Source organism: Hymenobacter setariae (genome assembly GCF_007713685.1).
Lineage (GTDB): Bacteria > Bacteroidota > Bacteroidia > Cytophagales > Hymenobacteraceae > Hymenobacter > Hymenobacter setariae.
Genome location: NZ_VMRJ01000002.1, coordinates 212813 through 237979 on the forward strand (window position 1 = coordinate 212813; position 25167 = coordinate 237979).

Here is a 25167-nt window from a genome sequence, read left to right on the forward strand (position 1 = left end):
AGATGCAACGCAAAGAAACGGGTGAAGCAAGCGACCTTAGGAGGCTACCAGGCAAGCCATAAGAAAGCCCTTGGCTACCAGCGCCAAGGGCTTTCTACCCAAAGAAATAACCTAGGCCTCTGCTGTTACCAACAAGCCGTGGCAGATGTTTGGGCTACTCGATTTCTGGTGTCAAGTCCTGCGACGTCAGGTCGTCTTCGCCTAAGTCGGGCTGGCGGTCAGCTTCAGACTCAAACCGGCTTTTGAAGCGGGCGTAGAGCGCATTCATGCCTAGTAGCAGCAAGCCCATGAGGATGAAAACAATAGCCCGCGTGACGGTGCCGCTCTGCCGCAGGTCGAAGAACAGGAGCCGCGCCATGCAGCCTAGCATACCGGCTAGCGCCACGTAGCGTAGGTCTTGCCGCCGCAGCGCCAGGCTACCGCTGAACACAGCTACTACTTGCAGCATGAGCAGCACCGTCAGCACCGAGCGGTCGAACGACTGAATGAGTAGTACGGCCAGCGCCACAAAGGCAGGGTAGAGCAACCAGGTTTCGAGCTGGTAGCGGGCGGGTAGGGCCAGGATATTCCAAGCCGGCGAAAGCTGGGCGAAAGGGGCATTGCCGTGACGCAACGCCACCGCCACGTAGCCAAACAGCAAGACTACAGCCGCCGCGAGCGCCCACCAGTCGGCACTGAGCAGTTGAATAGGGGTGATGTACAGTAAGCAGCAGAAGCTAGCCGTGCTCGCTGCCAGCCAGTAGTATAGCCGCCCGTACAAGCCTAGCCGCCGGAAGCGCAGGGCTAGCTTAGGTGCTGCGCCACCCAGCAGCAAGGCCACGGCTACCCACACCAGCGGTAGCCATTGCGAGCGGACATCGTGTGCCAGCGTGGCCGAACCAACCAGCAGTGCCATTTCGGGTAGCCAGGGGTGCAGCTGCCGCCAGGAGGCATACACCGGCTCGGTAGCTGGCGGCCGGGCCAAGGCCAGGGTTGCCACCACCACCACGAGCAAACCGGCTGTGAAATAATCGGCTCGTAGGCCGAATAATAGCTCGTGGTGAGCCACCAACCAGCCTTGCAGCAGCAGGCTACCAAGCAGCCCGCTATAGCTGAGGTGCAGCAAGTAGCGGTCGGGTAGGCCGGCGCGCACTACGGCCGCGGCATCGGGCAGGGTACGCCGCCAAGCCAGGGCTGCGCCGAAGGCAGCGCTACTCAGCGCGAGCAGGTCCAGCATGAAGTAGGCAACGTGGCCCGCCGGCACAGCCGCCAGCAGAGCTACTACCAGGTGAGTACCCAGCAGGTATAGCCACGGCCAGCGCACGTAGCGCCCGCCCGCTGGCCACCACGAGGTGAGCAGGCCCGCTACTGGCACGGCTAGCGTAGGTGCCAAGTAAAGCGCTATATAACCAGCACTATGGCCGGCGCCGTGCCTAGCGAGTGGGGCCAGCACGTGGTGCCATTGTAGCCCCACGTAGCCCACACCGGCCAGTACCAACCCGGCCCAAAGGCCCGGTAGCGCCACCCGCTGCCGCAAGTAGAGTAGCGCCCCCAGCAGTGCCATCGCGGGCCAGGCTGCCCATGCCTGCCCATACACCAGCGCACCGGCACCGAGCAGTAGCCAGCCTACCGCTAGGCCTAGGGCCGGCAGCGGCGTAGTGGCCCCTAGGGCCAGGCGGGTAAAATCTTCCTGCGCCCGCCGCCAGTAGAATCGCCGCAGTTGGTAGCCCAGCGTGAGCAGCGCAGCGCCTATCAGCAGTGCGGCCCGTCCCCACGGCCCTAGGGCACCCATCGAGGTGTAGCGCACCAGCACGGGCAGCAGTAGCGCCTGCACCACCAGCAGGTAGGTTTGCACGTGCAGCAAGTCGTCTTCGTCGCGGCCGCTCAGGAGCAGGGCCACCACTAGGCTTTCAGCGTATAGCACGCTCAAAACGCCTGGCCAGCTCAAGCCTAGCTTGTGCAAGCCAAATACAGCCATTAAGGCAAATGCCTGGGCTAACACCACTTGCTGGCGCCGCATCCACTTAGGCAATGCTGGCGTAGCCCGCAGCCATAGTCCGAGCCCCAGTGCACTACCCGCGAGCAGCCCCAGTGCTCCTAGTAGCCAGGCTACCGGTGCGCCCGCCCAGCCGAACACTATGCGGGCTAGCACAAGCCCGGCTCCGGCCTGAAGCACCCCGGCCAGGCCCGCAAAACTGTGCAGCAAGTCGAGGTGGGCTTCTGGGTTAGAAATCAATTGAGTTAAGGAAGAAGCCTCTAGCTCGGCGGCTTCGTGGGCAGGCAGGTAAGGCCGCACGCCCCGGAATAAGGGCCACCTCACGGCTGCTTGTACAAAGCCTAGGGCGGCCCAGCCAGCCAGTGCTAGTATCAGCGTCTCGCGGTATAGCACTACCAGCCTCGCGCTGGCTAGGTGGCTGCCAACCACCAACAGTAGGCTCGCTCCTGTGCCTAGGGCCTGGAACAGCGCGGCGCGGTACACGAGCGTGTGCAGCTGGTCGAAGGCAGCGCGCCCGGCAAGCAAGAGCACTACCAGCAGGTTTTCTACGAAAAGCAGTAGCAGCACCGCCGCCCAGCTCAGGCCTACCTCGTGCAAGCCAGTTAGCGCCAGCGCCACAATGCCCTGCGCCAGCACGAGCTGCTGCCACCGCACCCAGCCCGGTAAGCGGCTCGCCGTGCGCACCCAGGTAGCCAAGCCTAGGCAGCTAGCCACCAAGCCCACAAGCAGCCCCAGCACAAGCCAAGTAGGCGTAGTAGTTGAGTTAAAAAGTAAGCAGCCAAGACCAATGCCTGCCACCGCTTGCAACACGCCACCTAGGCCCGCAAAGCCACTGACAAGGTTCCGGTGCTCTTCGGGATTAGATACCAGGCCGGTAATTGCCGTTGGCTCACTCCATTCAAGACGAGGGATATATGGCTTGATAGCCGCCAGCCGTGGCCACCTGAAAGCTGCTTGTGCAAAAGCTAGGCTAGCCCAGCCAGCCAGCGCTACTATCAGCACTTCGCGGTATAGCACAGCAGGCGCGCTATGGGGTAAAAAGCTCGCCGCCCGCAGTAGTACGGCAAGCCCGGCGAGTGCGGCTTCGGCCAGCGCGGCCCGGTACAGCTGCCGATGCAGCGCGTCGCTGGCCGCGCGCCCAGCCAGTAGCAGGGTCACCGCTAGAGCTTCGGCGTAGGTCAGTAGCAGCACTGCCGACCAGTTCAATCCTAGTTTGTGCAGGCCCATCAGGGCTAATAGGATGTAGAACTGCGCCAGCGCTAGCTGCTGCCACCGCACCCAGCCAGGTGCCCGGCCCGCCGAGCGCACCCACCAAGCCAGCCCTAGCGCGCTAGCAGCCAGTGCCAGCAGCCCACCCAGCGGCCAGGCTACCGCCGCTACCAGCCCGCCCATAGCCAAGCGGCTCAGTGCCAGGCCGGCCATTGCTTGTAGCACGCCGCCTAGGCCCGCAAAACCAGCCAGGAAGCCTGCGTGCTCCTCGTGGTTCGATACCAGTTGTTCCGGGGTTCGGTCGGCAGTAGGGTAGGGCTTGGCACCCGCCAGCCGCGGCCATTTGAAGGCTAGCTGCACAAAGGCAAGTGTGGCCCAGCCGGCCAGGGCCAGCACCAGCGCCTCGCGGTAGAGTACCGCCGGGCTACCTAGGTGAGTAATCGTTCGCAGTAGCAAGCTCAAGCCCGCCACCGCTGCCTCTACTAGCGCTGCCCGGTACACGAGCTGGTGTAGCCCGTCACGCTCGACGCGCCCAGCCAGCATGAGGCTAACTCCTAAGGACTCGACATAAAGCAGCAGTAGTACTATCGACCAATCAACACCCGCCTCGTGCAGCCCCACAATGGCCAGCCCCACAAATAGTTGCGCCAGTGCCAATTGCTGCCACCTCACCCAGCTTGGTGCGCGGCCCGCCCGGCGCACCCAAGTGGCTAAGCCTAGCGCGGCCGCCGCCAAGCCCAAAAGCAGCAGCCCCACGGGTGCACTCGACCAGCCAAATAAGATACGTGCTAGCGCCAAGCCTGCGCCCAACTGCAGCAGGCCCGTGAGCCCCGCAAAAAAGCTGAGCAAGCGGCGCGGCGAGCCTACTGGCGCCGAGTCGGTAGCTAGCCGCAACAGCGGCTGCCGAAGAATAAACTGCACAAACGCCAGCCCCGCCCAGCCCGCCAGGGCTAGCACCAGCGCTTCGCGGTACAGCGCCGCGGGCAGACTGCGGCCTAGGTGGCTGCCCGCTAGCACCAGCAGGCCAGTGCTGGCCAGCGAGGCTACCACTAGGGCTACGCGGTACACCAATATTTCGCCTTGCCGGGCCATTACCAGCGTTATCAGCAAGGCTTCGAGCAACATAAAGAGTCCAATTACCGTGGGCGTGGCATGCCAGCCTTGCAGTGAGAGGGCCGTGGCAAGGGCCAGTATGAGCGAGATAATAGTATCGGTCTGAAATAGCCAGCCGATACCCAATTGCTTGGCCTTGCGCCCGGCCCAGAAGGTGAGCACTGCCCCCAAGGCCAGCGGTATAGTCTTCCAAACCGAACCTGTACTGTAGAGATATAAATTGATACCTAGGCAGGTCCAGTTCAGCAAATGAGCTGTGAAGAGCAGCGGCTCAAACTTGCGCTGCGCGTACACGCGGCGGTACTGCACCACCGCTGCCGCACCGCCTACTAGCAGCACCAGCGCCATCGCAATGAGGCGCAGCGAGTTCGAGATGGCCGGCAGCTCTTGATGCCAGTAGAGGTGGAAGGCGAAGAAGCTGACAATGCTTAGTAGCAACTGGTATTTCCAGAGCTGCCGGTAGGTGATAGCAATGCTGAAAGCCGTGACGCCCGCCGCTGCCCCTAGGGTAAGGGCCGTGGGCGGTAGCACCGCCAGCGCCACTAGGCTCAGTACGCCGTGCAGGGTGGCTACCTCTTGGCGGCTAGTGCGCCAAGCCAAGTAAAGGTTAGCGCTCACGCCCACCAAGAGCAGTAGGTAATCAAACGGGGGCACGACCCAGCGTAGCCCATCTATACTCACTGCCCCCACACAAGCAAATAGGAAAATGGCCGCCGCACTACTTGTTAGCCAAGCGTTCAGCTTCTTCGCAAAAGCCTTATCGCGCAGGGCCACACGTGCCCCCAACAAACCCGCCGCAAAGGCGCAAATCATCAGAAACCGGAGCTGGGGCGACACTCGCAGCGCCGCGTAGATACCTAGGAAGCCTACGCCTGTCACGAGCACGACTGCCCCCAGGATACCCGTCCAGTTTTCGAGCAGCACCGTCGAGGCACGTTCCCACCATGTTGGGCCAGTGGGCACTGGCTTAGGCGCGGGCCGCCGCGGTAGCACCGGCTTGCGCGGCGGTGGCGGCGTGGGGCGGCCTACCGGGCGCGGTTGCGGCACCCAGGTTGGGGCCGGTTCGTCGGCTGGCGCTGGGGTAGGCTCGGGCTCTACCGCAATTTCAGGCGCTGCTAGTGGCTCGGGTTCGTTGCTCGGGCTCGGCTCGGCTATTGTTTCAGATTCAGTGGGGAGGGTTTCCGCTACCTCTTCTGATTCCGCTACCGAGGGGGTGCCAGCTTCTAGGTTTGACTCCACATCGGGCGCAGGTGCTAGTACTGGCTCATCTAAGAGCGTCAATTCAGGTGTTGCCGTTTTCTCCCATTCAGGCGCAGGCTCGATAATGAGTGTCGGCTCTGCAATGGGAATAACCTCCTCGGGAAATGCTACCTCAGTTAGGGAGGCAGATATGGTTTCTTCCGTCGGCAGTGCTGCCTCTGTTAATTCACTAGCTGAAGCAGCTAACTCAGGCTCTTCCTGCGCTGCTGCCATTGGTGGCACTAGGGCCGGGGTGCTCGGCTCGGGTGCCGCTACCGGCGGCGCTGGCTCTGGTGCTATGGTGGCAGCGGCCGGTTCCCAGCTCCAGTTAGTTGCTGCTACCGGCGGTTTGGTAGCAGGTTCTGCTGTAGCCTGAGGGCTTGCTACGGCGATAAGGCTAGCTTCCCTAAACTGCGCAAACTGGTCGCGCAGCTGAAGCAGCTCGGTGCGGAGCTTCGTGTGCTCGGCATTGCGCCGGGCTAGCTCGTCTTGAAGGTCATCTAGCCGGTCTGGGAGGTTCCAGACGCGAATGGCTAGAAATAGGGCGCCAAGTAGTAGCGCAAAAAGAAGAATGCCCATAGGCCAGACAGCTTAATGACCGCCTAGCTGTCGCTAGGCTAATCAGTTGGTGAAGAGGGTCTGGCGCTGGTTAAGAGCAGCACTGAAGCCGCCGCGTTAACCGCATGGACTTTGGGTATTACAAATACGAGGCCGATGTCAAAACGCACTTTTTCGGTTTCTTAAGAAAGTTCCATTGGCAGGTAACTAAATAGTATAATACCCGAATTATGTACGTTGCATTTTTGTCTCTATTTTACTTTATTTTAACATAAGTATAAGAATTGTAAGTAGTTGTATAATATTATAAAAATTAGTTAGTGTTAAATAAAAAAGCCGCTCCGGAATATTCCGGAGCGGCTTTCAAGCATATGATGCTAGGCAATTTCTTATTTCTTAGCTTCTATCACCGGCTGCATTTTCTGCAGCATGCCTAGATGCATTTGAAGAACTGGTAAGTTCTTCTGAGCAAATGTCTTGATATCGGTATCGCTCGACTGAGTAACGGCCTCCTGGTATTCTTTGATGTCTTCCTGGTGGTCGGTAAGCATGGCGCTTACGTACTTTTTATCTAGCTCAGGGCCTTTTTCGGCCAGTACATCGTCGTACACCTTCTGCTGGTCTTTGCCGAGCGTGGTGGGTAGCGTGATGTTTTTCTGAGCCGCCAGTGCCTTCAGTTCTTCGTTGGCTTTGGTGTGGTCAGTTACCATTTGCTGCGCAAACTGCTTGGCTTCGGGTGTGGTAGCTTTTTGGGCTACCTGCTGGCCTAGCTGCACTTCGAGCATACCGCCGCTGGCGGCCTTGGTCATAAACTCCGAATCGAAAGCCGGGCGCTGCTCGCCACCTACCCCCTTGGCGGTAGTTACAGTGGTGTCGGCATCGGTAATGCCCTTTTTGGCATTGTTAGTCTCTTGTGCTTGTTCTACCGAGTCGGGCTTTGAGGAGCAGCTCGCTGCACCAAGCAGCGAGGCAGCCCCGCAAAGCATTACAAAAATACGTTTCATAGCGAAGCTAAAAAGCTTATAGTCAATTGTGAGTGCGAAAGAAGCTGCCCTAGGGCAAGCTTACATTTTCATGTCCGAATCTTTGTGGGACATGCTTAGGTGTTCCTCTACTACGGGCAGGGTAGTGGTAATCCAGCCGCTGAGCGCCGTGTTTTTGGTCATGGTTTTATGAGCGGCCAGCGTGTTAGCCGTTTTCTGGTGGTCGGTCACCATTTGGGCTAGGTACTTGGTTTCAAATTCTTTGCCCGTCAGCTTAGCCATGGTAGGGGCCAGCGCCTTGTGTTCGGCATCCATATCCGTAGGCAGCGTCACACCAGCCTTGGCCGCGATGGGCTTCAGGTTAGCCGTGCTCTTGGTATGGTCGGCTATCATCTTATTGGCCAGCGTTTTTGCGTTTTCCGATACCCCTTTCGTCAGGGCCATCTTGCTAAGCTGAATTTCGTTTTGGTCGCTGTGCGCGGCCGACATCATAAATTCCTTGTCATCGGCGTGGGGAGCCGTGGGGCCGCTGGGGTCAGCCTTGGCCATGCCGCCACCGCTCTGCATAGCCGAACTGCTATCGCTCGAGGCCGTGGAGGTAGCCGCCGCGTTGGTTGTGTCAGTAGTAGCTGAGGCACTTGCGCCCGCCTCAGTGTTAGCGCCAGCAGCCGCCGTGTCGTTGGTCGATGAGTCGGTGGTGCTACATGCGTTCAAGGCAAGGAGGCCAGCACCAAGCAGGGGAAGAATCAGGCGTTTCATATCGGAAAGTCAAAAAGTAGGTTGGAGGCATGGTTTACGTGGGATTGTCTGGAAGGGTTTGATAATGAAGGTATTGCAAGTGTTATATCTTGATAGTCAAAGCTGCCTGATGACAAAATGCTGAGGCTATTCTTTGCATTTTTCAACTGTCGAGTTAAACCACCTAGGCCGCCCGCCATCTTACAGGCCTCACCTTTCTCACCTTTCTTTTATGCGTTTCACTACTTCTCTGCGCGCCGTTGCAGGCGTCGCGCTGGCGGGCGGGCTGCTCCTCACTGCCAGCTGCAAAAAGAATAACGAAGTCACCACCTCAACCGAAGACGTGGTTTCGGCCCAGGATGCGGGCCTCGGCGACGAAGAAAACGCCACCACCGCCGACCTAGTAGAGGCCGCTGCCCCGCAAGATGCCACGGCTTCGGCCAGCGCTACTGTGGTCGATGCCCCCGAATTGGCCCGCCTGCTACCGCCCTGCGCTACCCGCACCTATGATGCGGCCACCCGCACGCTCACACTCAATTTTGGCACTACCAATTGCCTCTGCCCCGATGGGCGCTACCGCCGCGGCGTCATCACGGCCGTATTTAGTGGGCCTTATCGCCAGGCGGGCGCCGTAGTTACCATCAACCGCACCAACTACTTTGTGAATGATAATCAGCACCTAGGCACCCGCATTATCACTAACTTAGGTAGCGGTTCTTTCGACCTGGTGGTGCAAAACGCCAGCATCATCTTTGCCAATGGCGGGGGTACCACGTCGTGGTCGTCGCAGCGCCGTTACACTCGCACGGCCGGTTTTGGTACCCCCAGCATCCTAGACGATGTTTACAGCATCACAGGCTCGCTCACAGGCACCAATCGCCGGGGCATCAGCTACACGGCTGCTATTCAGCAGCCTCTAATCAAAAAGTTTGCGGTGGGCTGCGCCCGGCACTTCGTAGTCGGCACTATCGAGCTCACCAATACCAACGCTAAGGCCATGCTGCTCAACTACGACCCTACCGGTACCCAAGCCTGCGACAATGTTGCCTCCGTAACCCAGAACGGCCGCACCTATACCATCTACCTGAAGTAGGGTCTGGGCCATAAATTCGACAGCTTTTCGGATAGGTCGGATTTTGTAGATGAATAATTAGAAAAGGCGGCCCTAGGGCCGCCTTTCTTAGTTCAGAGTAACAAAGCTAGGAGAGTCGGCTACAAAATCCGATTCATCCAAAAATTCCGTGAAGCCACGGTTTACGCAAGGAGCGCTTCAGCCAGCAGTAGGTCTTCGGGCGTGGTAATCTTGAGGTTGCGATAGTCACCTTCTATCAGCTGCACGGGGTGCAGGTCATCGACCACGCTGGCGTCGTCAGTGAAAGTGGCTAGCTCGGGCAGGCGGTAAGCGCGGCGTAGTAAGTCGAGGTCAAAGGTTTGGGGCGTTTGCATCAGGCGCAGGCGGCGGCGGTCGAGCGGCGACGAGCCCGCGGCGCCCAGCATGCGCACCGAGTCTTTGGGTGGCACGGCCGCTGCCGCGGCTTGGTGTACCGCAGCGGCTTGGTAGGTGGCCTCTACCACGCCCGTAGGCACCAGCGGGCGCACGCCATCGTGCACGGCCACCAATGCGCCGGTGGGCGGCGCGGCGGGCAGTGCGGCCAGCCCAGCCTTCACCGAGGCCCAGCGCGTGGCGCCGCCAGCCACCACAGTGTGCGGTGGCGCCTCAGCATATTCAGCGGCCAAGGCCTGCCAGTAGGCTAGTTGGTCGGCGGGTAGTACCACCACGGTTTGCACCACCTCTAGGGCCGGCTCGGCAAAGCGCCGCAGAGTGTGCAGCAGCACCGGCTCGCCGCGCAATAGCAAAAACTGCTTGGGGCGGTCGGCGCCCATGCGCAGCCCACTACCCCCAGCTACCAGAATGGCGTAGCGCGGCAGCGGAGAGGATGTAGGAGAGCTAGCAGAAGACGGCGGGAACGTAGGGGGCATAAGGTTAGCAGAACTTGTGCGGCGAAGGTAGCGACGCGCGCCAAGCCAAAACGGCCCGGCTGCCTCCTAGGTAGCCGGGCCGTTTGGTGAGCCTAGTTATACGCGCTCTTAGAGAATCAGCATCGCGTCGCCGTAGGCGAAGAAGCGGTACTTCTCTTTGATGGCTTCCTCGTAGGCCGCCATCAGCAGCTTGTAGCCAGCGAAGGCCGAAGCCATCATTACGAGCGTGCTTTCAGGCAAGTGGAAGTTGGTAAGCAGCGAGTTAGCGATTTTGAAATCGTAGGGCGGGTAGATGAACTTGTCGTTCCAACCCTGGGTCACCTTCACGCGGCTGCTAGCCGATACCGACGCATCGAGGGCCCGCATGGTGGTGGTGCCAATGGCGCACACCTGCTTTTTGGCGTCTATCGATTTGTTGATAATCTGGGCCGCCTCGGCGTTCACGAAGAACTGCTCCGAGTCCATCTTGTGCTTGGTCAGGTCTTCTACGTCTACGTGGCGGTAGGTACCTAGGCCCACGTGCATCGTGATGAACGCCTTTTCTACACCCTTGATTTCCATGCGCTTCATCACCTCGCGCGAGAAGTGCAGGCCGGCCGCCGGGGCCGCCACTGCGCCAATATTCTCGGCGAAGATGGTCTGGTAGCGCTCCTTGTCGCCCTCCTCGGTTTCGCGCTTCAGCACGTCCTTAGGTACGGGCGTTTCGCCGAGCTCGTAGAGGGCCTTGCGGAACTCCTCGTCGGTGCCGTCGAACAAGAACTTGATAGTGCGACCGCGCGACGTGGTGTTGTCGATTACTTCGGCTACGATGTCGGAATCGCCGAAGTACAGCTTGTTGCCAACCCGGATTTTGCGGGCCGGGTCCACCAGCACGTCCCACAGGCGCAGCTCTTTATTTAGCTCGCGCAGCAAGAACACTTCTATTTGAGCGCCAGTGCGCTCTTTCTGGCCGTACATGCGGGCCGGAAATACTTTGGTATCATTAAAAACGAATACATCGCCTTCGGAGAAGTATTCGAGAATATCTTTGAACATCCGGTGCTCGAACTGGCCGGTGGCGCGGTTTACGACCATCAGGCGCGACTCGTCGCGGTGCCGGGCCGGATGCGTAGCAATCAGCTCTTCGGGGAGTTCAAATTTGAACTCGTGCAGTTTCATCGCCATGTAGTGGGACGTACTAGGGGGAAGTTACCAAAAATTTGGGCGGGCAAAGGTACGAGTTTGTTTTGGGATTCCGAATACCTTTGCGCTGCTTATCTGCTACTTGCCTTTTCTGCTCCGCTTATGTTGCTCACCCTGCGCCTCACGTTCGAGAGTTTTGTCTTTGCCTGGCAAGCACTGCGGTCTAATTTGCTGCGCACGATTTTGTCGCTCCTAGGGGTCACGGTGGGCATTTTTGCCATCATTGCCGTCTTTATGATTGTCGATTCGCTCGAAGCTAACGTGCGCCAAAGCATGAGCTTCATGGGCGACAAGGTAGTGTACGTGGGCAAGTGGCCTTGGGTGTTTGAGCCCAATCAGCCTTGGTGGAAGTACTTCAACCGCCCCGTGCCCACGGCCCGTGAGTTTCGGCAGCTTGAGCGGATGCTGACGCCAGGTGGCAATAAGGGCGTGGCCATCTTTGTGAACAAAGGCGGCAACACTTTCAAAGCGGGCTCTAACTCCGTGACCGACTGTTCTCTACAGGGCGTGAGCTACGACTACCGCAACGTGTCGAATGTGCCCGTAGAGCAGGGCCGCTACTTCACCTTGCAAGAAGTGGACGGCGCGCGGCCGGTAGCCATCATCGGAGCCACCATCGCTGAGAACCTCTACCCTGGCATCGACCCTGTGGGGCAGGATTTCAAGACCCACGGCCGGCATTTTACCGTGATTGGGGTACTCAAAAAAGAGGGCAAAAACCTCCTAGGTGCCCCCAGCAACGATGCTAATTGCCTTATTCCGTACAATACCTTCGCTGGCATTTTTGCCCTCAGCAGCACCGGAATGAGCGGCCCCTCGCCCAGCATTGGTGTGAAGGGCGCCGACACCGACCCCGGCCTGCTCAACCTAGAGGCCGAGATGCAGGGCGCCATGCGCACCATTCGCGGCCTCAAGCCCCGTGAGGAAGACAACTTCGCCCTGAACCGGCCCGAAATGATAGCCTCGCTCATCACCAAGCTCTTCAGCGTGATTGGGCTGGCGGGGGCCGTCATTGGCTCGTTTGCCATGCTGGTAGGCGGCTTTGGCATTGCCAATATCATGTTTGTGTCGGTGCGCGAGCGCACTAACATTATCGGTATTCAGAAATCCCTGGGCGCTAAAAACTATTTTATTCTGTTTCAATTTCTATTCGAGGCGGTGTTTCTATGCCTCCTAGGTGGCGCAGCAGGCATCTTTCTGGTGTGGCTCGTCACGTTCATTCCGCTCGGTGACCTCACGCTGTACCTCAGCCCCGGCAACATCACCCTCGGGCTGCTTGTATCCGTTGGTATTGGCGTAGTGGCGGGCATCGTGCCCGCCGTGCTGGCTGCCAACCTCGACCCCGTTATCGCCATCCGAGCCAAGTAGATTGGTGCCTAGTGCTAGTGCCTAGGTTATGCGGTTGAGGTATTTCACAACTCAGGCACTGGGCACTCGCACCAAGCACTATTCCCCACCTATATTCGCCCCCTTGTGGCCGCCCCGCTTGCCAAGCTGGGGCGGTTTCGTTTTTTCCCCACCCTGGCAGTATGTCCAAACTTAAGAAAACCAGCAAAACCAAGCTGTCCGATGATAACCTAAACGCCGGCTCCGGCAAAACCATCGTACAGCCCAACGTCAACGATAACAAGCTGACAAGCATCACTGAACTGCGCCAGCAAACCGGCGCTGTGGCCAAGACTACCCCCGACCCCGACGAGCAGCGCATCCGCAAAGCCTTTGTTGATAAAGACTGGAACGAGATTAAAATCGCCGATAGCTGGCAGATTTTCAAGGTAATGGCCGAGTTTGTGGAGGGCTTTGAAAAGCTGTCCAAAATCGGCCCTTGCGTGAGTATCTTCGGCTCGGCCCGCACCAAGCCCGACAATCAGTACTACCAGCTGGCCGAGGAAATTGCCTCTAAGCTAGTGCGCCACGGCTATGGCGTTATCACGGGCGGCGGCCCCGGCATTATGGAAGCCGGCAACAAAGGCGCTCGCGCCGAGGGCGGCAAGTCGGTAGGCCTCAACATCGAGTTGCCCTTCGAGCAGACCCACAACATCTACATCGACCAAGACAAGTGCATCGACTTCGATTACTTTTTTGTGCGCAAGGTTATGTTTGTGAAGTACGCGCAGGCCTTTGTGGGCATGCCCGGCGGCTTCGGCACCATCGACGAGCTGTTTGAAGCACTAACCTTAATTCAAACCAAGAAAATTGGGCGCTTCCCCATCGTGCTCGTGGGCTCGGCCTACTGGGGCGGCCTCTTCGAGTGGATTAAGAACGTAATGCTGGGCGAAGAGCACAATATCTCGCCCGAAGACATGGACCTCGTGCACATCGTAGACGATGCCAGCGAGGCCGTCAAAATCATTGACGATTTCTACCACAAGTACTCGCTGTCGCCAAACTTCTAAGCGACCGCTTTATTTGCCCAAAAGCCGGACGGAAACGCCCGGCTTTTTTGTTGAATAGCCGTAAAGCCCTTTACTCGCGCTCTGCTCGCCTCGCCCGTACTTTGCCCCACCATGTCTGATACCGCTGCTACCCCCGCCAAAAAGCTGTTCCTGCTCGATGCTTTTGCCCTCATCTATCGCTCGCACTTTGCCTTTGCCAAGAACCCTAGGGTCAACTCTAAGGGCATGAACACCGGGGCCATCCTGGGCTTCACAAACACGCTGGTGGAGGTGCTGCTCAAAGAGAAGCCGACCCACCTAGGCGTGTGCTTCGACTCGGGCAAGACCTTCCGGCATGACAAGGACGAAAACTACAAGGCCAACCGCCAGGCTATGCCCGAGGACATTGGCATCGCCATCCCGTACATCAAGCAGATTATCGAGGGGTTTCATATCCCGATTTTGCTGATGCCCGGCTATGAGGCCGACGACGTGATTGGCACCCTGGCCCAAAAGGCCGAAAAAGAAGGCTTTGAGGTGTTTATGATGACGCCTGACAAAGACTACTGCCAGCTCGTGACCGAGCACATCAAGATTTACCGCCCCGCCTTCATGGGCAACGCGGCCGAAGTGCTCGACGTGCAGCACGTGCTAGAGCGCTTCGAGATTGAGCGCACCGAGCAAGTAATCGATATTCTAGGCTTGCAAGGCGATGCGAGCGATAATATCCCCGGTATTCCCGGCATCGGCGAGAAGACGGCTAAGGCGCTCATCAAGCAGTTTGGCTCGGTCGAAAACCTGATTGCCAACTCCGATAAGCTCAAGGGCAAGCAGCAGGAAAACGTGCGCAACTTTGCCGAGCAGGGCCTGCTAAGCAAGGAGTTAGCTACGATACACGTGAACGTGCCCATTGAGTTTGAAGCCGATAAACTCATCATGGATGCGCCCGATGCTACGCGGCTGCGGGCGCTGTTCGAGGAATTGGAGTTTCGCCAGCTTGCCGCCCGCGTGCTGGGCGAAGGCGGAGCAGGCAGCACTAGCCGCACCCCGGCCGCGCCCGTGGGCCGCGGTGCCCGCCGGCCCAAAGTGGCCGCGCCCGCCGGCCAGGGCTCGCTCTTCGGCGAGGGCAGCGCGGCTGTCATCAACGCGGCCGAAAACGGTGACCTAGGGCCCGACGCGCCCGGCGAATACTACGACGGCCCCACCAAGACGCTGGAAGACGTGCCGCACCATTACCACTTGGTCGATACGCCTGAGCTGCGCAAGTCGCTCTTAGGCTTCTTGTTGCAGCAAAAAGAAGTGAGTTTCGACACTGAAACCACGGGCCTGAATACGATGACGGCGCGGCTAGTGGGCCTGTCGTTCAGTTACGTAGCGGGCGAGGCGTACTATGTGCCCGTGCCCAGCGACGATGCGGAGGCCAGCCAGGCTATTGTAGACGAGTTTTGCCCCTTCTTTGAGAATACAAACATTCTGAAAATCGGACAAAACATCAAGTATGACTTGCTGATACTGAAGAATTACAACGTGCGGATAGCCGGGCCGTTCTTCGACACCATGCTGGCGCACTACCTCATCGAGCCCGACATGCGCCACAACATGGACGTGCTGGCCGAGACCTATCTGCATTACTCGCCGGTGCCCATCACGGACCTCATCGGGCCCAAGGGTAAGAACCAAAAGACGATGGCTGACTTGGAGCCGGCCCGCGTAAAAGACTACGCTTGCGAAGACGCCGACGTGACCTTGCAGCTGCGCCACGTGTTCGAGCCCATGCTGAAGGACCTAGGGCTGCTGGGCCTGCTCAACGACGTCGAAAACCCGCTGGTGCCGGTGCTCGCCGATGTCGAACACGCGGGCGTGCGTATCGACTCAAACGCCATGAATGAGTACTCGGCCGAGCTGCAAGGCTACGTGCAGGAGCTTGAAACCCAGATTTTCAAGGAAGCTGGGCAGGAGTTCAACATTGGCTCGCCCAAGCAGCTCGGCGAAGTCTTATTTGACAAGATGCAGGTTGGCGCCGGCAAAATCAAGAAAACCAAGACCGGCCAATACGCTACTGGCGAAGAAATTCTGAGCCAGCTGGCCGGCGATTACCCCATTGCGGGCCTCATCCTGGAGTATCGCCAGCTCACCAAGCTGCGCAGCACTTATGTCGAGGCCTTGCCCCAGTTGGTGTGCACCGATGGCCGCGTGCATACCACGTTCAACCAGGCTGTGACGGCCACCGGGCGTTTGTCTTCGACCAATCCCAACCTACAGAATATTCCGATTCGCACCGAGAAGGGCCGCGAAATTCGCAAGGCCTTTGTGTCTCGCGATGAAAACCACATTTTGCTGGCGGCCGACTACTCGCAGGTGGAGCTGCGTATCATGGCCGACTTCTCGGGCGATGCTACGATGATAGAAGCCTTCCGCCTAGGTCAAGATGTGCACCGTAGCACCGCTAGCAAGGTGTTTCACGTGCCCTTGGAAGAGGTTGATGGTGAGATGCGGCGCAAGGCCAAGACGGTGAACTTTGGTATCATCTACGGCATCTCGGCCTTTGGCCTGGCCCAGCGCATTGGCATCAGCCGCAAGGAAGCAACCGATATCATCGACACGTATTTCCAGGAGTTCCCGTCGGTAAAGCAGTTCATGGATGACAGCATCAACCGCGCCCGCGAACTCGAATACGCCGAAACGCTGCTCAAGCGCCGCCGCTACCTGCGCGACATCAACTCGCGCAACGCCACACTACGCGGCTACACCGAGCGTAACGCCATCAACGCCCCCATCCAGGGCACGGCCGCTGATATCATCAAGAAGGCGATGATTAATATCCACGACTGGCTTGAAAAAGAGCGCCTAGGTACCAAAATGATACTGCAAGTGCACGACGAACTCGTGTTCGATGCCGTGAAAGAAGAAGTAGACTACGTGACGCCCAAAATCCGCGAGTTGATGACTACTGCCCTGCTATTGCCCCACGGCGTGCCGCTAGAGGTAGAAGTCGGCACTGGGGACAACTGGCTGAAGGCGCACTAGTCGAGCAAGCCATAAAAAAATAACGCTTTAGTAGCAGTAGAGACCGGTCAAATAGTATTGCGCTGTTTGGCCGGTTTTTGTTGCTATTCATCGAAAAAAGGAGTGCAACACCGCATAAGCAGGGTAGCCACTCCTGCGGTATCGCTTGCCCACCTTCATTGATACGAAGTGGGTCTTACCATATTTGCGTACTGCTATGAAAACTATTCTACTTCTGATAAGTGCGGTGGCCACGTTGGCTACTGCGCAGGCCCAACAGCTGCACCTAGCTCCCGATTCGCTACGCCAGGTACAGGCCCAAGCTCGGCAACAACAAAGGCCTTTACTAGTAGTAGTGGCCCCGCCGCCACCGCCCGCCAATTTGCCGAAGGTGATGCAAAAATCGCGGAGTCAATCGGGCCTGCATGAGCCAGAAGTAGTGACGGCTCTTAACCAAGACTTCTTGGTAAAGGAAGTAGGGTTTAACTCGCGCGAAGGAACTCCTTTGGTGAGGCAGTATACTATTACTTCGTATCCTACTTACCTCTACTTTGCGCCCGATGGCACGCTGCTATACCGGCGCTTTGGCAATGCCTCTAGTGCGGAGCCTTATTTGAAAGACATTGCCGCGGCTCGCCAAGCGCTGGCCGACCCGCACAACTTGAGCTACTACCAGGCCGAGTACGAGCGGGGCAACCGCGACGCTGGTTTTTTGCGGCAGTACCTAGCCAAGCGCCAGCAACTAGGGCAGGTAGTAGAGCCAGCTCTGCTTGATAGCTATGCTGACCAATTGCCCGCCAAGGCGTTCGACCGGGCAGCCGATGTGCAGTTTATTCTAGAGCTGGGCCCCGTGGTGGGTAGCCGGGCCTTTCGCTTATCTCACCTCAACAGTAAGCTGATTGACAGCTTATACCGTGTGCTACCGCTAGCGCAGCGCCAAGCTATGAACAACCGCATGATTGCGCGTACCATGAGCCAGGCCATTGCCACCCGCAACCAAAATATGGCGCAGGAAGGGGCAAATTTTGCGCGTAGTACTTGGACGAACAACCCTCAGCGTGGCATGCGAGCTTATGAAAATAATATGCTTGACTTCTACCGGCTTACCAAGGACACAACCAATTACTTAAGGCAGTCTTCCTGGTATTATGAGCGGTATTACATGAATATCTCTACCGATTCGGCTCGGAAAGCCCTTACCGCCTACGAAGCGCAACAGCAAGCGCAAGCGGCCAGCCGGCAGCGCCTGTTGGCTAATGGGGGGCGCCCGCCCGGCCTACCGGCCGGCAGCCCCACTATGATAGCTACCACTATAAGACGTGGCGGCCCTGCTCCCGATTTTGTGAATGAGCTAAATACGGGCGCTTGGAACGTATACCTGACGGGCACGCGCAACCGTGATTACTTATCGCGGGCAGTGCAGTGGAGCAAGCGCACGGTAGACCTAACCCCGCGTGCCGCTTACTACGACACACTAGCCCACCTGCTCTATCGGCTCCGATTCTTTGCCGAGGCGGAGGCTATGCAGCAGCAAGCTGTAGCCCACGCCGCGCCCGAAGGCATGAGCTCTCAGCAGTACGAGCAAGAGCTAACCAAGATGAAAAAGCATCAGCCATTGTAGTAAGGTAATGTGCTTAGCTATCCCAGCCACCCAAAAAGACCAGCTGCCAGCGCCGCTCCCAGCAGTGGCCCCACCACCGGAATCCAGGCGTAGGACCACTCGCTGCCGCCCTTGCCTCGGATGGGTAGCAGTGCATGCATCAGGCGTGGCATGAAGTCGCGGGCGGGATTAATGGCATAGCCAGTGGTGCCGCCCAGCCCTAGGCCGATAATCCAAACCAGTAGTGCCACCGGCAGCGCGCCCACCGAACCCAGCCCGATAGCTGCGTGCGTAGCGGTGAGTTCGGCACCGGCCTGGCCATTATAGAGTACTACCAGCACCAAGACGAGAGTGCCTATTAGCTCGCTAAGAAGGTTCAGCTTGTGGTTGCGGATGGCCGGGCCGGTGCAAAACACGGCCAACTTGAGCAGCGGCGTGGGGGTGCGGTCGAAGTGGTCTTTGAACAGCAGCCACGCCAGCGACGACCCTAGGGCGGCGCCCAGCAGCTGGGCCAGAACATATGGCAATACCTTGGCCCAGGCAAACTTGCCGGCCAGCGCCAAACCTAGCGTTACGGCTGGGTTGAGGTGAGCGCCGCTGTAGGGGTTGGCTACCACCACGCTTACATACACAGCCAAGGCCCAGCCGGTAGCGATGACCAGCCAGCCGCTGTTGTGGCCTTTGGTATCGACTAGCACTACGTTGGCATTGGTAGCAGTGCCCGTGAGCATGAGCAGGGCGGTGCCCACTAGCTCGGCGGTGAAAGGAGTCATCTAAAAAGGGTAGAAAGTAGGGTGGGACCCAGCCGGGTGGCTTAGCGGCGCGTGTGTGCGGCGCCGCCGGTTCTTTGTTTCGGCGCTCTAACTTAGCCCCCGATGTTTGCGAAATCTTCTTTCTACGCCGCTTGCCAGGCTTTCTTGGCCCAGCGCATGGCCGTAGCCCGCGCCGAAATGCAGGCCGCCCAAGAGTCATCGAACTCCGACACCAAAAGCAGCGCTGGCGACAAATACGAAACCGGCCGCGAGATGGCTCAGCAAGAGCGCGACCGCCACGCCGCCCAGTTGCACGAAGCCCAGCAGCAGCTCGCCGAGCTACAAAAAATCAATCCCGAGCTGGCCACCGATACGGTGCGCCTAGGGGCGCTGGCGGCCACTAGCCTAGGGCTATTCTACGTCAGTGTGGGGGCTGGGCGGCTGCGCACGGCCGAGGGGCGAGAGTTTCTGGCGGTGTCGGCTAGCGCGCCGATAATGGCGGCCTTGAGCGGTAAGCGCGCCGGCGAAACAGTCGTGTTTAATGGCAAGCCCGTGCAAGTGCAAGCCGTGAGCTAGTGCCCAGCTGCCACCCTGGCCAGCAGCAGGCCGTATGCAAGGCTATGCAACGTAATCTTCACCAACTCGCGCAGCTGCCCGCCACCAAAAATACCCCGCTGCAAGATGTAGCTCGCTGCCTGCTCGGCAGCTTTATGGTAGCCGCTGGTACCGGCCACCTCACGTTTGTGCGCCAAGATTTTCAGGCACAGGTGCCCGACTTTGTGCCTATGGATAAAGACACGGTAGTGCTGCTCTCGGGCGTGGTCGAAATCGGCCTAGGGCTAGCCCTTTTGTTTCTGAAAGGTAAAAACCGGGTGCGCATGGGCCTCGGGCTGGCCGCTTTCTATGTGGCTATTTTTCCGGGCAATATCCACCAGTACACGCATCATATTTCTGCGTTTAACCTCGATACCGATGGCAAGCGCTTAGCTCGGCTATTTGGGCAGCCTGTGCTGGTAGGCGTGGCCTTATGGTCAACTGGAGCGTGGAAGTCCTGGCGCAAATTGGCGAATAAGTAACTGGCTGCATAGCCATTATCTCAAGCAAACTGCTAGCGAGGCGCAACTACTAAGCTGGTCGCCACTGCTAGCCTATGCCGGATATTGTTAAATAATTGCTTTATGGCAATGGAAAAGCAATTTGAATTTCCGCTCACTGCCATCGGTGAGCCGGCTTGGGAGATGAAGCTGCGCCAGTATTTAGAGGGCTACGACATTGCTAGCACGAGCGTAGCGCAGCAGCAGCTGGCCGCCTGCGAAGCCAACCTAGGCGCCGAACTGCCCTCGAGCATGCGCGCCTACTACTTGGCTTTTGGCGGTAGCCAAAGCGCAGATTTCATGTATGGCCTCTCGCCAGTGGCAGCGCTAGCGCCACTCGCCTCGGCTGGCTTCGAGCTCGTTAGCCTCTATTTCACGCCGGCAGAGGTAGCCAACATGGTTTGGTTCGCCGAAAGCCCTGGCAACGACCCGTTGTGCTTCGACCAAACTACGGGTGAGCTTTATCTTTTCTCCCACGACCCGGTGCAGAAGGCTAAGGTATTTACTGATTTCAATCAGTACCTGCTATTCGAAATAATGCAGCTCGAAGCGCTGCTTGGCGATGGCATAGAGGAAGCGCACGCGCACCAACTAGCTACTCAGTACCTGCGTGGCAAAGGGATAGATTACGCGCTCAGAACGCAGAAGCTCTGAGCGCTTACGCACGGGTGCTACGCTGCCTTCTCATTTTTGGCTACCACAAACATGCGGTCGCCAAACTGCCCGGTTAGCTTATTGAGCCAATACGTGGGGTACTGCGTGCCAAGCTTAGTGGCCTGCTCCACCAAGTTGCCACCTAGGCGGATGTTGGCCGGCGCCTTCACCGGGTTCAGCAAATCGACCACCGAAAAGCCGTTCTTGGCTAGCATCTTGCGGATGGTATTGGGCGTAAACTCGTAAAGGTGATAAGGCGGAATATCCATGCGGCGCTGGCGCCCTAGGGCCTTGTAGGCCGCAAAACCCAAGCGCATACTGGGCAGGTTGGTCACGCTGGGCAGTGCCAGCACCAGCAACCCGCCGGGACTCAGGATGTGGCCAAACTTGCGAATCGCCGCTGCTGGCGACAGTAGGTGCTCTAGCACATCGCCTAGGTAGGCCAGGTCAAATTGATTTTCGTGAAAGTCCTCGGTGGTTTCGATGTTGCCGGTCACCACGGGCAGGCCTAGCTCGCGGCGGGCGTAGTCGGCAGCGTGGGCCGATATTTCAAGGCCCGACGTTTCCCACCCCAGGCTTTGCAGGCTTTTGAGGGTGTAGCCAGGGCCGCAGCCCACCTCTAAGTACCGAAACTTGCGGCCGGGATAGTGCCGCTGCATGTAGGTCGTGAACTTGTCTTCTTTTACCTTGCTCAGGTCTAGGTTCTTGCCTTCTTCAATGAACGTCTTGTCCTTCTCGGTGCGGTCGTAGTTGGGGCGGTCCGTAAAATATTCCTTGCCATACAGCTTTTCGAGCTGGGCAGGCGTGGGCTGCGGGTCCAGAAAAGCGAGGTCGCAAGCAGTACAGCGGGTGCCTTGCAGGCGCTGGCCGTCAAAGAGATAGTAGAAGGGGAGGGGCTCGAAGCTCGTGGCTCCGCACAAATCGCAATGACGCATTTTATTCAGGTATCAGTCAGCAAGCAGCAGTTAGCAAATAGGCACCTAGGCGATAATTGCGACTGATTTTACTTGTAAAGTTCAGCAGCAGAACCCAACTCCGCGGCAAGCCGTTGGTTGAGTAGCTAACTGCTAACTGAATAATTGTTCGATGATAACTGAAAAGCTAGATGCCGTTGTAATTGGGGCCGGCCCCGTGGGCCTGGCCTGCGCGCTCGAAATTCAGCGCCAGGGCTTCAGCGTGACGGTAGTGGACAAGGGTGCGCTTGTCAATTCTATTGTGGGCTACCCCACCAACATGGAGTTTTTCTCCACGCCCGAGCTGCTCGAAATCGGCGGCTACCCTTTCCCAATGGCTTCCTACAAGCCCCACCGCGAAGACGCCCTCGATTATTACCAGCGCGTAGCGGCTTCCGAAAAGCTGAGCCTGCGCCTCTACGAGCGTGTGACGGGCCTGCGTGGCCAAGCCGGCGACTTTGTAGTCGAAACGACGAAGGGCGAAATAGCAACCCGCACCGTAGTAGTAGCCACCGGCTTCTTCGACGTGCCCAATCCCATGGGTATTCCGGGCGAGGACTTGCCGCACGTAAACCATTATTATAAAGAGCCCTATGCCCACGCCGGCCAAGACGTGGTAGTAGTGGGCGCCAAGAATTCGTCGGCCAAAGCTGCTCTATCGCTAGTGCGCTCGGGTGCCCGCGTGACGCTGGTAGTGCGCGGCGCCGAGGTGTCGGAAAGCGTGAAATATTGGATTCGGCCCGACTTAATCAACCGCATCAAGGAAGGCCGCATCACAGCGTACTTCAACACTACTATCACGGCCATCACACCGCACACGGTAGAAATTGTCACTCCCGAGGGCCCGCGCTCGGTACCGGCCGACTACGTGTACGCCCTCACCGGCTACCGCCCCGACTACTCGCTGCTGGTGGATATGCTGGCCCTGCCCCTAGATGAAAACGACCCCGCGCGGCCCATTCTTTTCGACCCCGCCACGCACGAAACGGCGCGCCCCGGCGTGTACGCGGCCGGTACAGTATGTGGCGGCCTAGCTACTAGCCGCTGGTTTATCGAGAATGGGCGCCACCACGCGCAGCTTATTGCGGCGGCACTGGCAAACGCGCCAGTAAATGCCTAGCCACAACAACTAGCAGCGCCTTATCAAGCAAAAAAACCGGTCGATGCACACGCATCGGCCGGTTTTTTTGCTTGATAAGGCGCTGCTACAAAGCGGTGTAGGTATAGTCTTCTGTGCCTGTGTAATCGCGATTGTTCATGCGGTACGTATAAACGTGGCGGATTTGCAGGGTTTGCTCCGTTAGCACGAGCACTTGGTAGGCCTCGTCGGCATCGCGCAGTTGGTGTTGGTTGATGTAAAGCGTAGTCTGGTCGTCGTTGAAATACCAGGAGCCGGGTTCCACAGGGGCCATCTCGCCATACTTAGGGCACGCCGTGGCACCCTCGCCGTAGGCAATGGTCTTATCGGCGTTGAATTTTGTCACGTCGTCCTGCGAGCAAGGTTGGATGGAGCTGTATACCTCCTGTACTACTGCGTTGCTGCCTTCGCGGTGGTAAGTAACGCTTTGTGCAGCAAGTTTCCAGTCGTGAGCTAGCAACAGGCTCGTGCGTACATCGGTAGTAGGCAGCGGCTCACTGTCTTTTTTGCATGCGCTCAGCGACAGCGCGGTAATGCTTAGCAGAAAGAAGATTTTTTTCATGTAGAAAGAATGAGTGTCAGGTGAAGCGAAACGCTAGGCAAGCATTGGGCCAACTCCGGAATCTCGAAGTTTTGCAGATAGATAGGGCCTGCCCCACCACAACCCCGCGCTGAAAAGTGTGCACCCACTCGCCGCACGCTGCTTTTGCTGCGCCAGCCCAGCAAAAGCAGCGTGCGGCCATCTTTGGGCTTCCTCTCTGGCGCTTGGAAATAGGTTGCACGGGCGGTAGGGTAGCACCCTAAGCGGGATGAGGCTGTGCCTTCTAGTTAGGAGCGAAGGTAGCGTCAACACTAATAGGAAAGCCACTGATAGTTGGCGTGGCACTAATGCGTAGAGTGCTTGAGGTCAACTCCTTTACATCAGCTTCGCCGTTGAGTAGGCTCCCTTGTACAGAAATGGTAAGCTTGCTTTGGTCGGTGTTGAAGGACCAAGTGCCGCTTTGGGTCTGCGGGTCAGTGCTGTTGCACTTATTAGCCCCGGCATCCTGCACTACCGTTTTGTCGGCGTTGAACTTAAATAAATCGTCGTTATAGCAAGCTGGTATCAAGCTACTCGGAAGAGGACTGCCATTGAGCGTAGCATTGATAGTGGTGAGGCGCCAGCTTTTAGCCGTGAGCAAGTCGGTACGCGAAGGAGCAGGAGTGCTTTCTCCGTCTTTTTTACAAGCGCCTAGGGCAGCTATCCCAAGGAAAAGGAGGCAAGCTTTTTTCATAACAAGAGAGAATGAGTAGAATGAGCACGCAAGCTACACCCATACCACACATTCATGCTCACCTACAGAAGCATACCGACTACTGGCAAGCGCTAGCTGCCTGCACCGCATACCCATACCCTGCCACGGCGCCACGCTGAAAAAACGCACACCCACTCGCCGAGTCTCCCATCTGCTGCGCCAGCCGGCCTAGCAAAAACAGCGTGCGGCCATCTTCGGGTTTGCTCTCTAGCGCCTGAAAATAGGTGGTGCGGGCATCGGCGTAGCGCCCTAGGTGGGCTAGAGCCGCGCCTTCGGCCTGCAGGTAGGATAGCGGCACGGCGCGGCCTAGGCGCTGGTATTGGCGGTGGCCCTGGCGAAGGTCGGCCAGAGCAGGGCGGGGGCGGCGCAGGTCGAGCAGGCGGTTTTCACCGCGGGCCAAGTACGCCTCGGCCAGCGTGGTATCGAGGCGCAGGGCCTGCGAATAGCTGCGCTCGGCTTCGGTGGGCTGGTGCAGCACCACTTGGCAGCGACCTAGGCGGTAAAGCACCCGAGCGGTTTCGGGAGTAGGCAGCGGGTCGGTGCCGTCGGCGCTGGCTAGCAGCGCCGCTTGGTAGTCGGCCCGGGCTGTGGCGTAGTCGTGGTTGATATCTTCGGCGAGCTGGCCTCGTAGGCGCAGGGCCGAAGTATAGTCCTCGCGAAAGGCAATGGCTTGGTCGAGGTAGCTGTAGGCAGTGCTCCACTGGCCTTGGGCAAAGGCTTTGCGGGCATCGTCGTAGTTGACGCCCGCCGCCACGCGGTCCATCACCACTTTGGCCGAAATACCAAACAAAAAAATGAGCCCCGTAATGGCCGCTACCAACCAGAAATCCTGGCGGTTGAAGCGCACTTGCTGGCGGGGCGTGCGCTGCTGGTAGTGGCGCTCGCGGCTGCCCGCCGGGGGGCGGGTGCGTAGCGGGCGCGTGGCCATAGGCGGGGGCATATGGTACACCGAGGGGCCGCTAGCGGCAGCTTCAGCCGCGGCGCGGCGCTGGTTGTCGGCGTACTGGGCAGCTTGCTGGAGTTGAAGGTCGTACTGAGCGCGGCGGCCGGGGTCAGACAGTACCCGGTAGGCAGCGGCTACGGCCTTGAATTGCTCTTCGTGGCGTGGGTCGCCGCCGTGCTTGTCGGGGTGCAGCTGGTTGGCTAAGCGCCGGTAGGCCTGCTTGATAACTTCGGCCGAAGCCGTTGCGGGCACCCCTAGCACTTGGTAATGATTTTGACTCACGTCCCGAAAAAATTAAAGAAAAGCCGGGGACAAAAGTTAGCCCCGGCCGCAAGTTTTGCGTAAAGAACGCCCTAGGTGAGCGGGCTGTTGCCCACGGC

19 protein-coding genes are annotated in these 25167 nt (G+C 58.5%); 9 read left to right on the top strand and 10 right to left on the bottom strand.

Annotated features, from left to right (window positions below; translation table 11 throughout):
• Positions 1 to 154: 154 nt before the first annotated feature.
• From FNT36_RS07430 to FNT36_RS07440, 3 genes are all read right to left on the bottom strand, one after another.
• Positions 155 to 6115 (bottom strand): hypothetical protein, encoded by a 5961-nt coding sequence (locus FNT36_RS07430; RefSeq protein ID WP_144846009.1) that lies wholly within the window; start codon positions 6113 to 6115, stop codon positions 155 to 157.
• A gap of 368 nt (positions 6116 to 6483) precedes the next feature.
• Entirely contained in the window at positions 6484 to 7098 is a 615-nt protein-coding gene (locus FNT36_RS07435; protein WP_144846011.1) for a DUF4142 domain-containing protein, read from the bottom strand.
• 60 nt (positions 7099 to 7158) lie between these two features.
• Entirely contained in the window at positions 7159 to 7836 is a 678-nt protein-coding gene (locus tag FNT36_RS07440) for a DUF4142 domain-containing protein (protein ID WP_144846013.1), read from the bottom strand.
• Between the two features lie 211 nt (positions 7837 to 8047).
• Between FNT36_RS07440 and FNT36_RS07445 the strand changes: the two genes are divergently transcribed.
• On the top strand, positions 8048 to 8908 hold the full coding sequence (locus FNT36_RS07445) for a hypothetical protein (RefSeq protein WP_144846015.1): 861 nt from the start codon (positions 8048 to 8050) through the stop codon (positions 8906 to 8908).
• A 161-nt stretch (positions 8909 to 9069) separates the two neighbouring features.
• Here the strand turns inward: FNT36_RS07445 and FNT36_RS07450 are convergent, their stop codons facing one another.
• Both FNT36_RS07450 and queA read right to left on the bottom strand, forming a co-directional pair.
• Positions 9070 to 9795, bottom strand: coding sequence for a 2-C-methyl-D-erythritol 4-phosphate cytidylyltransferase (locus FNT36_RS07450; protein WP_144846017.1), 726 nt, complete (start codon positions 9793 to 9795; stop codon positions 9070 to 9072).
• 108 nt (positions 9796 to 9903) lie between these two features.
• Entirely contained in the window at positions 9904 to 10953 is a 1050-nt protein-coding gene (gene queA, locus FNT36_RS07455) for a tRNA preQ1(34) S-adenosylmethionine ribosyltransferase-isomerase QueA (RefSeq protein ID WP_144847440.1), read from the bottom strand.
• Positions 10954 to 11082: 129 nt separating this feature from the next.
• On the opposite strand from queA, the gene FNT36_RS07460 reads away from it, so the two are divergent.
• The 4 genes from FNT36_RS07460 to FNT36_RS07475 all read left to right on the top strand — a co-directional run bounded on the left by FNT36_RS07460 (position 11083) and on the right by FNT36_RS07475 (position 17979).
• Positions 11083 to 12345: an ABC transporter permease gene (locus FNT36_RS07460; RefSeq protein WP_233635836.1), complete on the top strand. Its 1263-nt coding sequence runs from the start codon at positions 11083 to 11085 to the stop codon at positions 12343 to 12345.
• Positions 12346 to 12506: 161 nt separating this feature from the next.
• Positions 12507 to 13373, top strand: coding sequence for an LOG family protein (locus tag FNT36_RS07465; RefSeq protein ID WP_144846021.1), 867 nt, complete (start codon positions 12507 to 12509; stop codon positions 13371 to 13373).
• Positions 13374 to 13484: 111 nt separating this feature from the next.
• The gene (polA, locus tag FNT36_RS07470; protein ID WP_144846023.1) at positions 13485 to 16379 is read left to right on the top strand and encodes a DNA polymerase I; all 2895 of its coding nucleotides are present in this window, start codon (positions 13485 to 13487) and stop codon (positions 16377 to 16379) included.
• Between the two features lie 196 nt (positions 16380 to 16575).
• Positions 16576 to 17979 carry a hypothetical protein gene (locus tag FNT36_RS07475; RefSeq protein WP_144846025.1) on the top strand — a complete coding sequence of 468 codons (1404 nt, stop codon included), beginning with the start codon at positions 16576 to 16578 and terminating at the stop codon, positions 17977 to 17979.
• Positions 17980 to 17996: 17 nt separating this feature from the next.
• Here FNT36_RS07475 and FNT36_RS07480 read toward each other — a convergent pair whose 3' ends face one another.
• On the bottom strand, positions 17997 to 18731 hold the full coding sequence (locus FNT36_RS07480; protein WP_144846027.1) for an MIP/aquaporin family protein: 735 nt from the start codon (positions 18729 to 18731) through the stop codon (positions 17997 to 17999).
• Positions 18732 to 18833: 102 nt separating this feature from the next.
• On the opposite strand from FNT36_RS07480, the gene FNT36_RS07485 reads away from it, so the two are divergent.
• From FNT36_RS07485 to FNT36_RS07495, 3 genes are all read left to right on the top strand, one after another.
• A complete protein-coding gene (locus tag FNT36_RS07485) occupies positions 18834 to 19286 on the top strand; it encodes a 3-oxoacyl-ACP synthase (protein WP_144846029.1) in 453 nt (150 codons plus the stop codon).
• Positions 19287 to 19330: 44 nt separating this feature from the next.
• The gene (locus FNT36_RS07490) at positions 19331 to 19786 is read left to right on the top strand and encodes a DoxX family protein (protein WP_144846031.1); all 456 of its coding nucleotides are present in this window, start codon (positions 19331 to 19333) and stop codon (positions 19784 to 19786) included.
• 108 nt (positions 19787 to 19894) lie between these two features.
• Positions 19895 to 20458: an SMI1/KNR4 family protein gene (locus FNT36_RS07495; protein WP_233635756.1), complete on the top strand. Its 564-nt coding sequence runs from the start codon at positions 19895 to 19897 to the stop codon at positions 20456 to 20458.
• Positions 20459 to 20475: 17 nt separating this feature from the next.
• On the opposite strand, the gene FNT36_RS07500 is transcribed toward FNT36_RS07495, so the two are convergent.
• Entirely contained in the window at positions 20476 to 21393 is a 918-nt protein-coding gene (locus tag FNT36_RS07500; protein ID WP_144846035.1) for a class I SAM-dependent methyltransferase, read from the bottom strand.
• A 151-nt stretch (positions 21394 to 21544) separates the two neighbouring features.
• Here FNT36_RS07500 and FNT36_RS07505 point away from each other — a divergent pair, with 151 nt between their 5' ends.
• Positions 21545 to 22531, top strand: a complete 987-nt coding sequence (locus tag FNT36_RS07505) for a YpdA family putative bacillithiol disulfide reductase (RefSeq protein WP_144846037.1) — start codon at positions 21545 to 21547, stop codon at positions 22529 to 22531.
• Positions 22532 to 22616: 85 nt separating this feature from the next.
• Here FNT36_RS07505 and FNT36_RS07510 read toward each other — a convergent pair whose 3' ends face one another.
• The 3 genes from FNT36_RS07510 to FNT36_RS07520 all read right to left on the bottom strand — a co-directional run bounded on the left by FNT36_RS07510 (position 22617) and on the right by FNT36_RS07520 (position 25069).
• The gene (locus FNT36_RS07510; protein WP_144846039.1) at positions 22617 to 23111 is read right to left on the bottom strand and encodes a hypothetical protein; all 495 of its coding nucleotides are present in this window, start codon (positions 23109 to 23111) and stop codon (positions 22617 to 22619) included.
• Between the two features lie 262 nt (positions 23112 to 23373).
• A complete protein-coding gene (locus tag FNT36_RS07515) occupies positions 23374 to 23823 on the bottom strand; it encodes a lipocalin family protein (RefSeq protein WP_144846041.1) in 450 nt (149 codons plus the stop codon).
• Positions 23824 to 23902: 79 nt separating this feature from the next.
• The gene (locus tag FNT36_RS07520; RefSeq protein WP_144846043.1) at positions 23903 to 25069 is read right to left on the bottom strand and encodes a J domain-containing protein; all 1167 of its coding nucleotides are present in this window, start codon (positions 25067 to 25069) and stop codon (positions 23903 to 23905) included.
• Positions 25070 to 25167 lie beyond the last annotated feature (98 nt).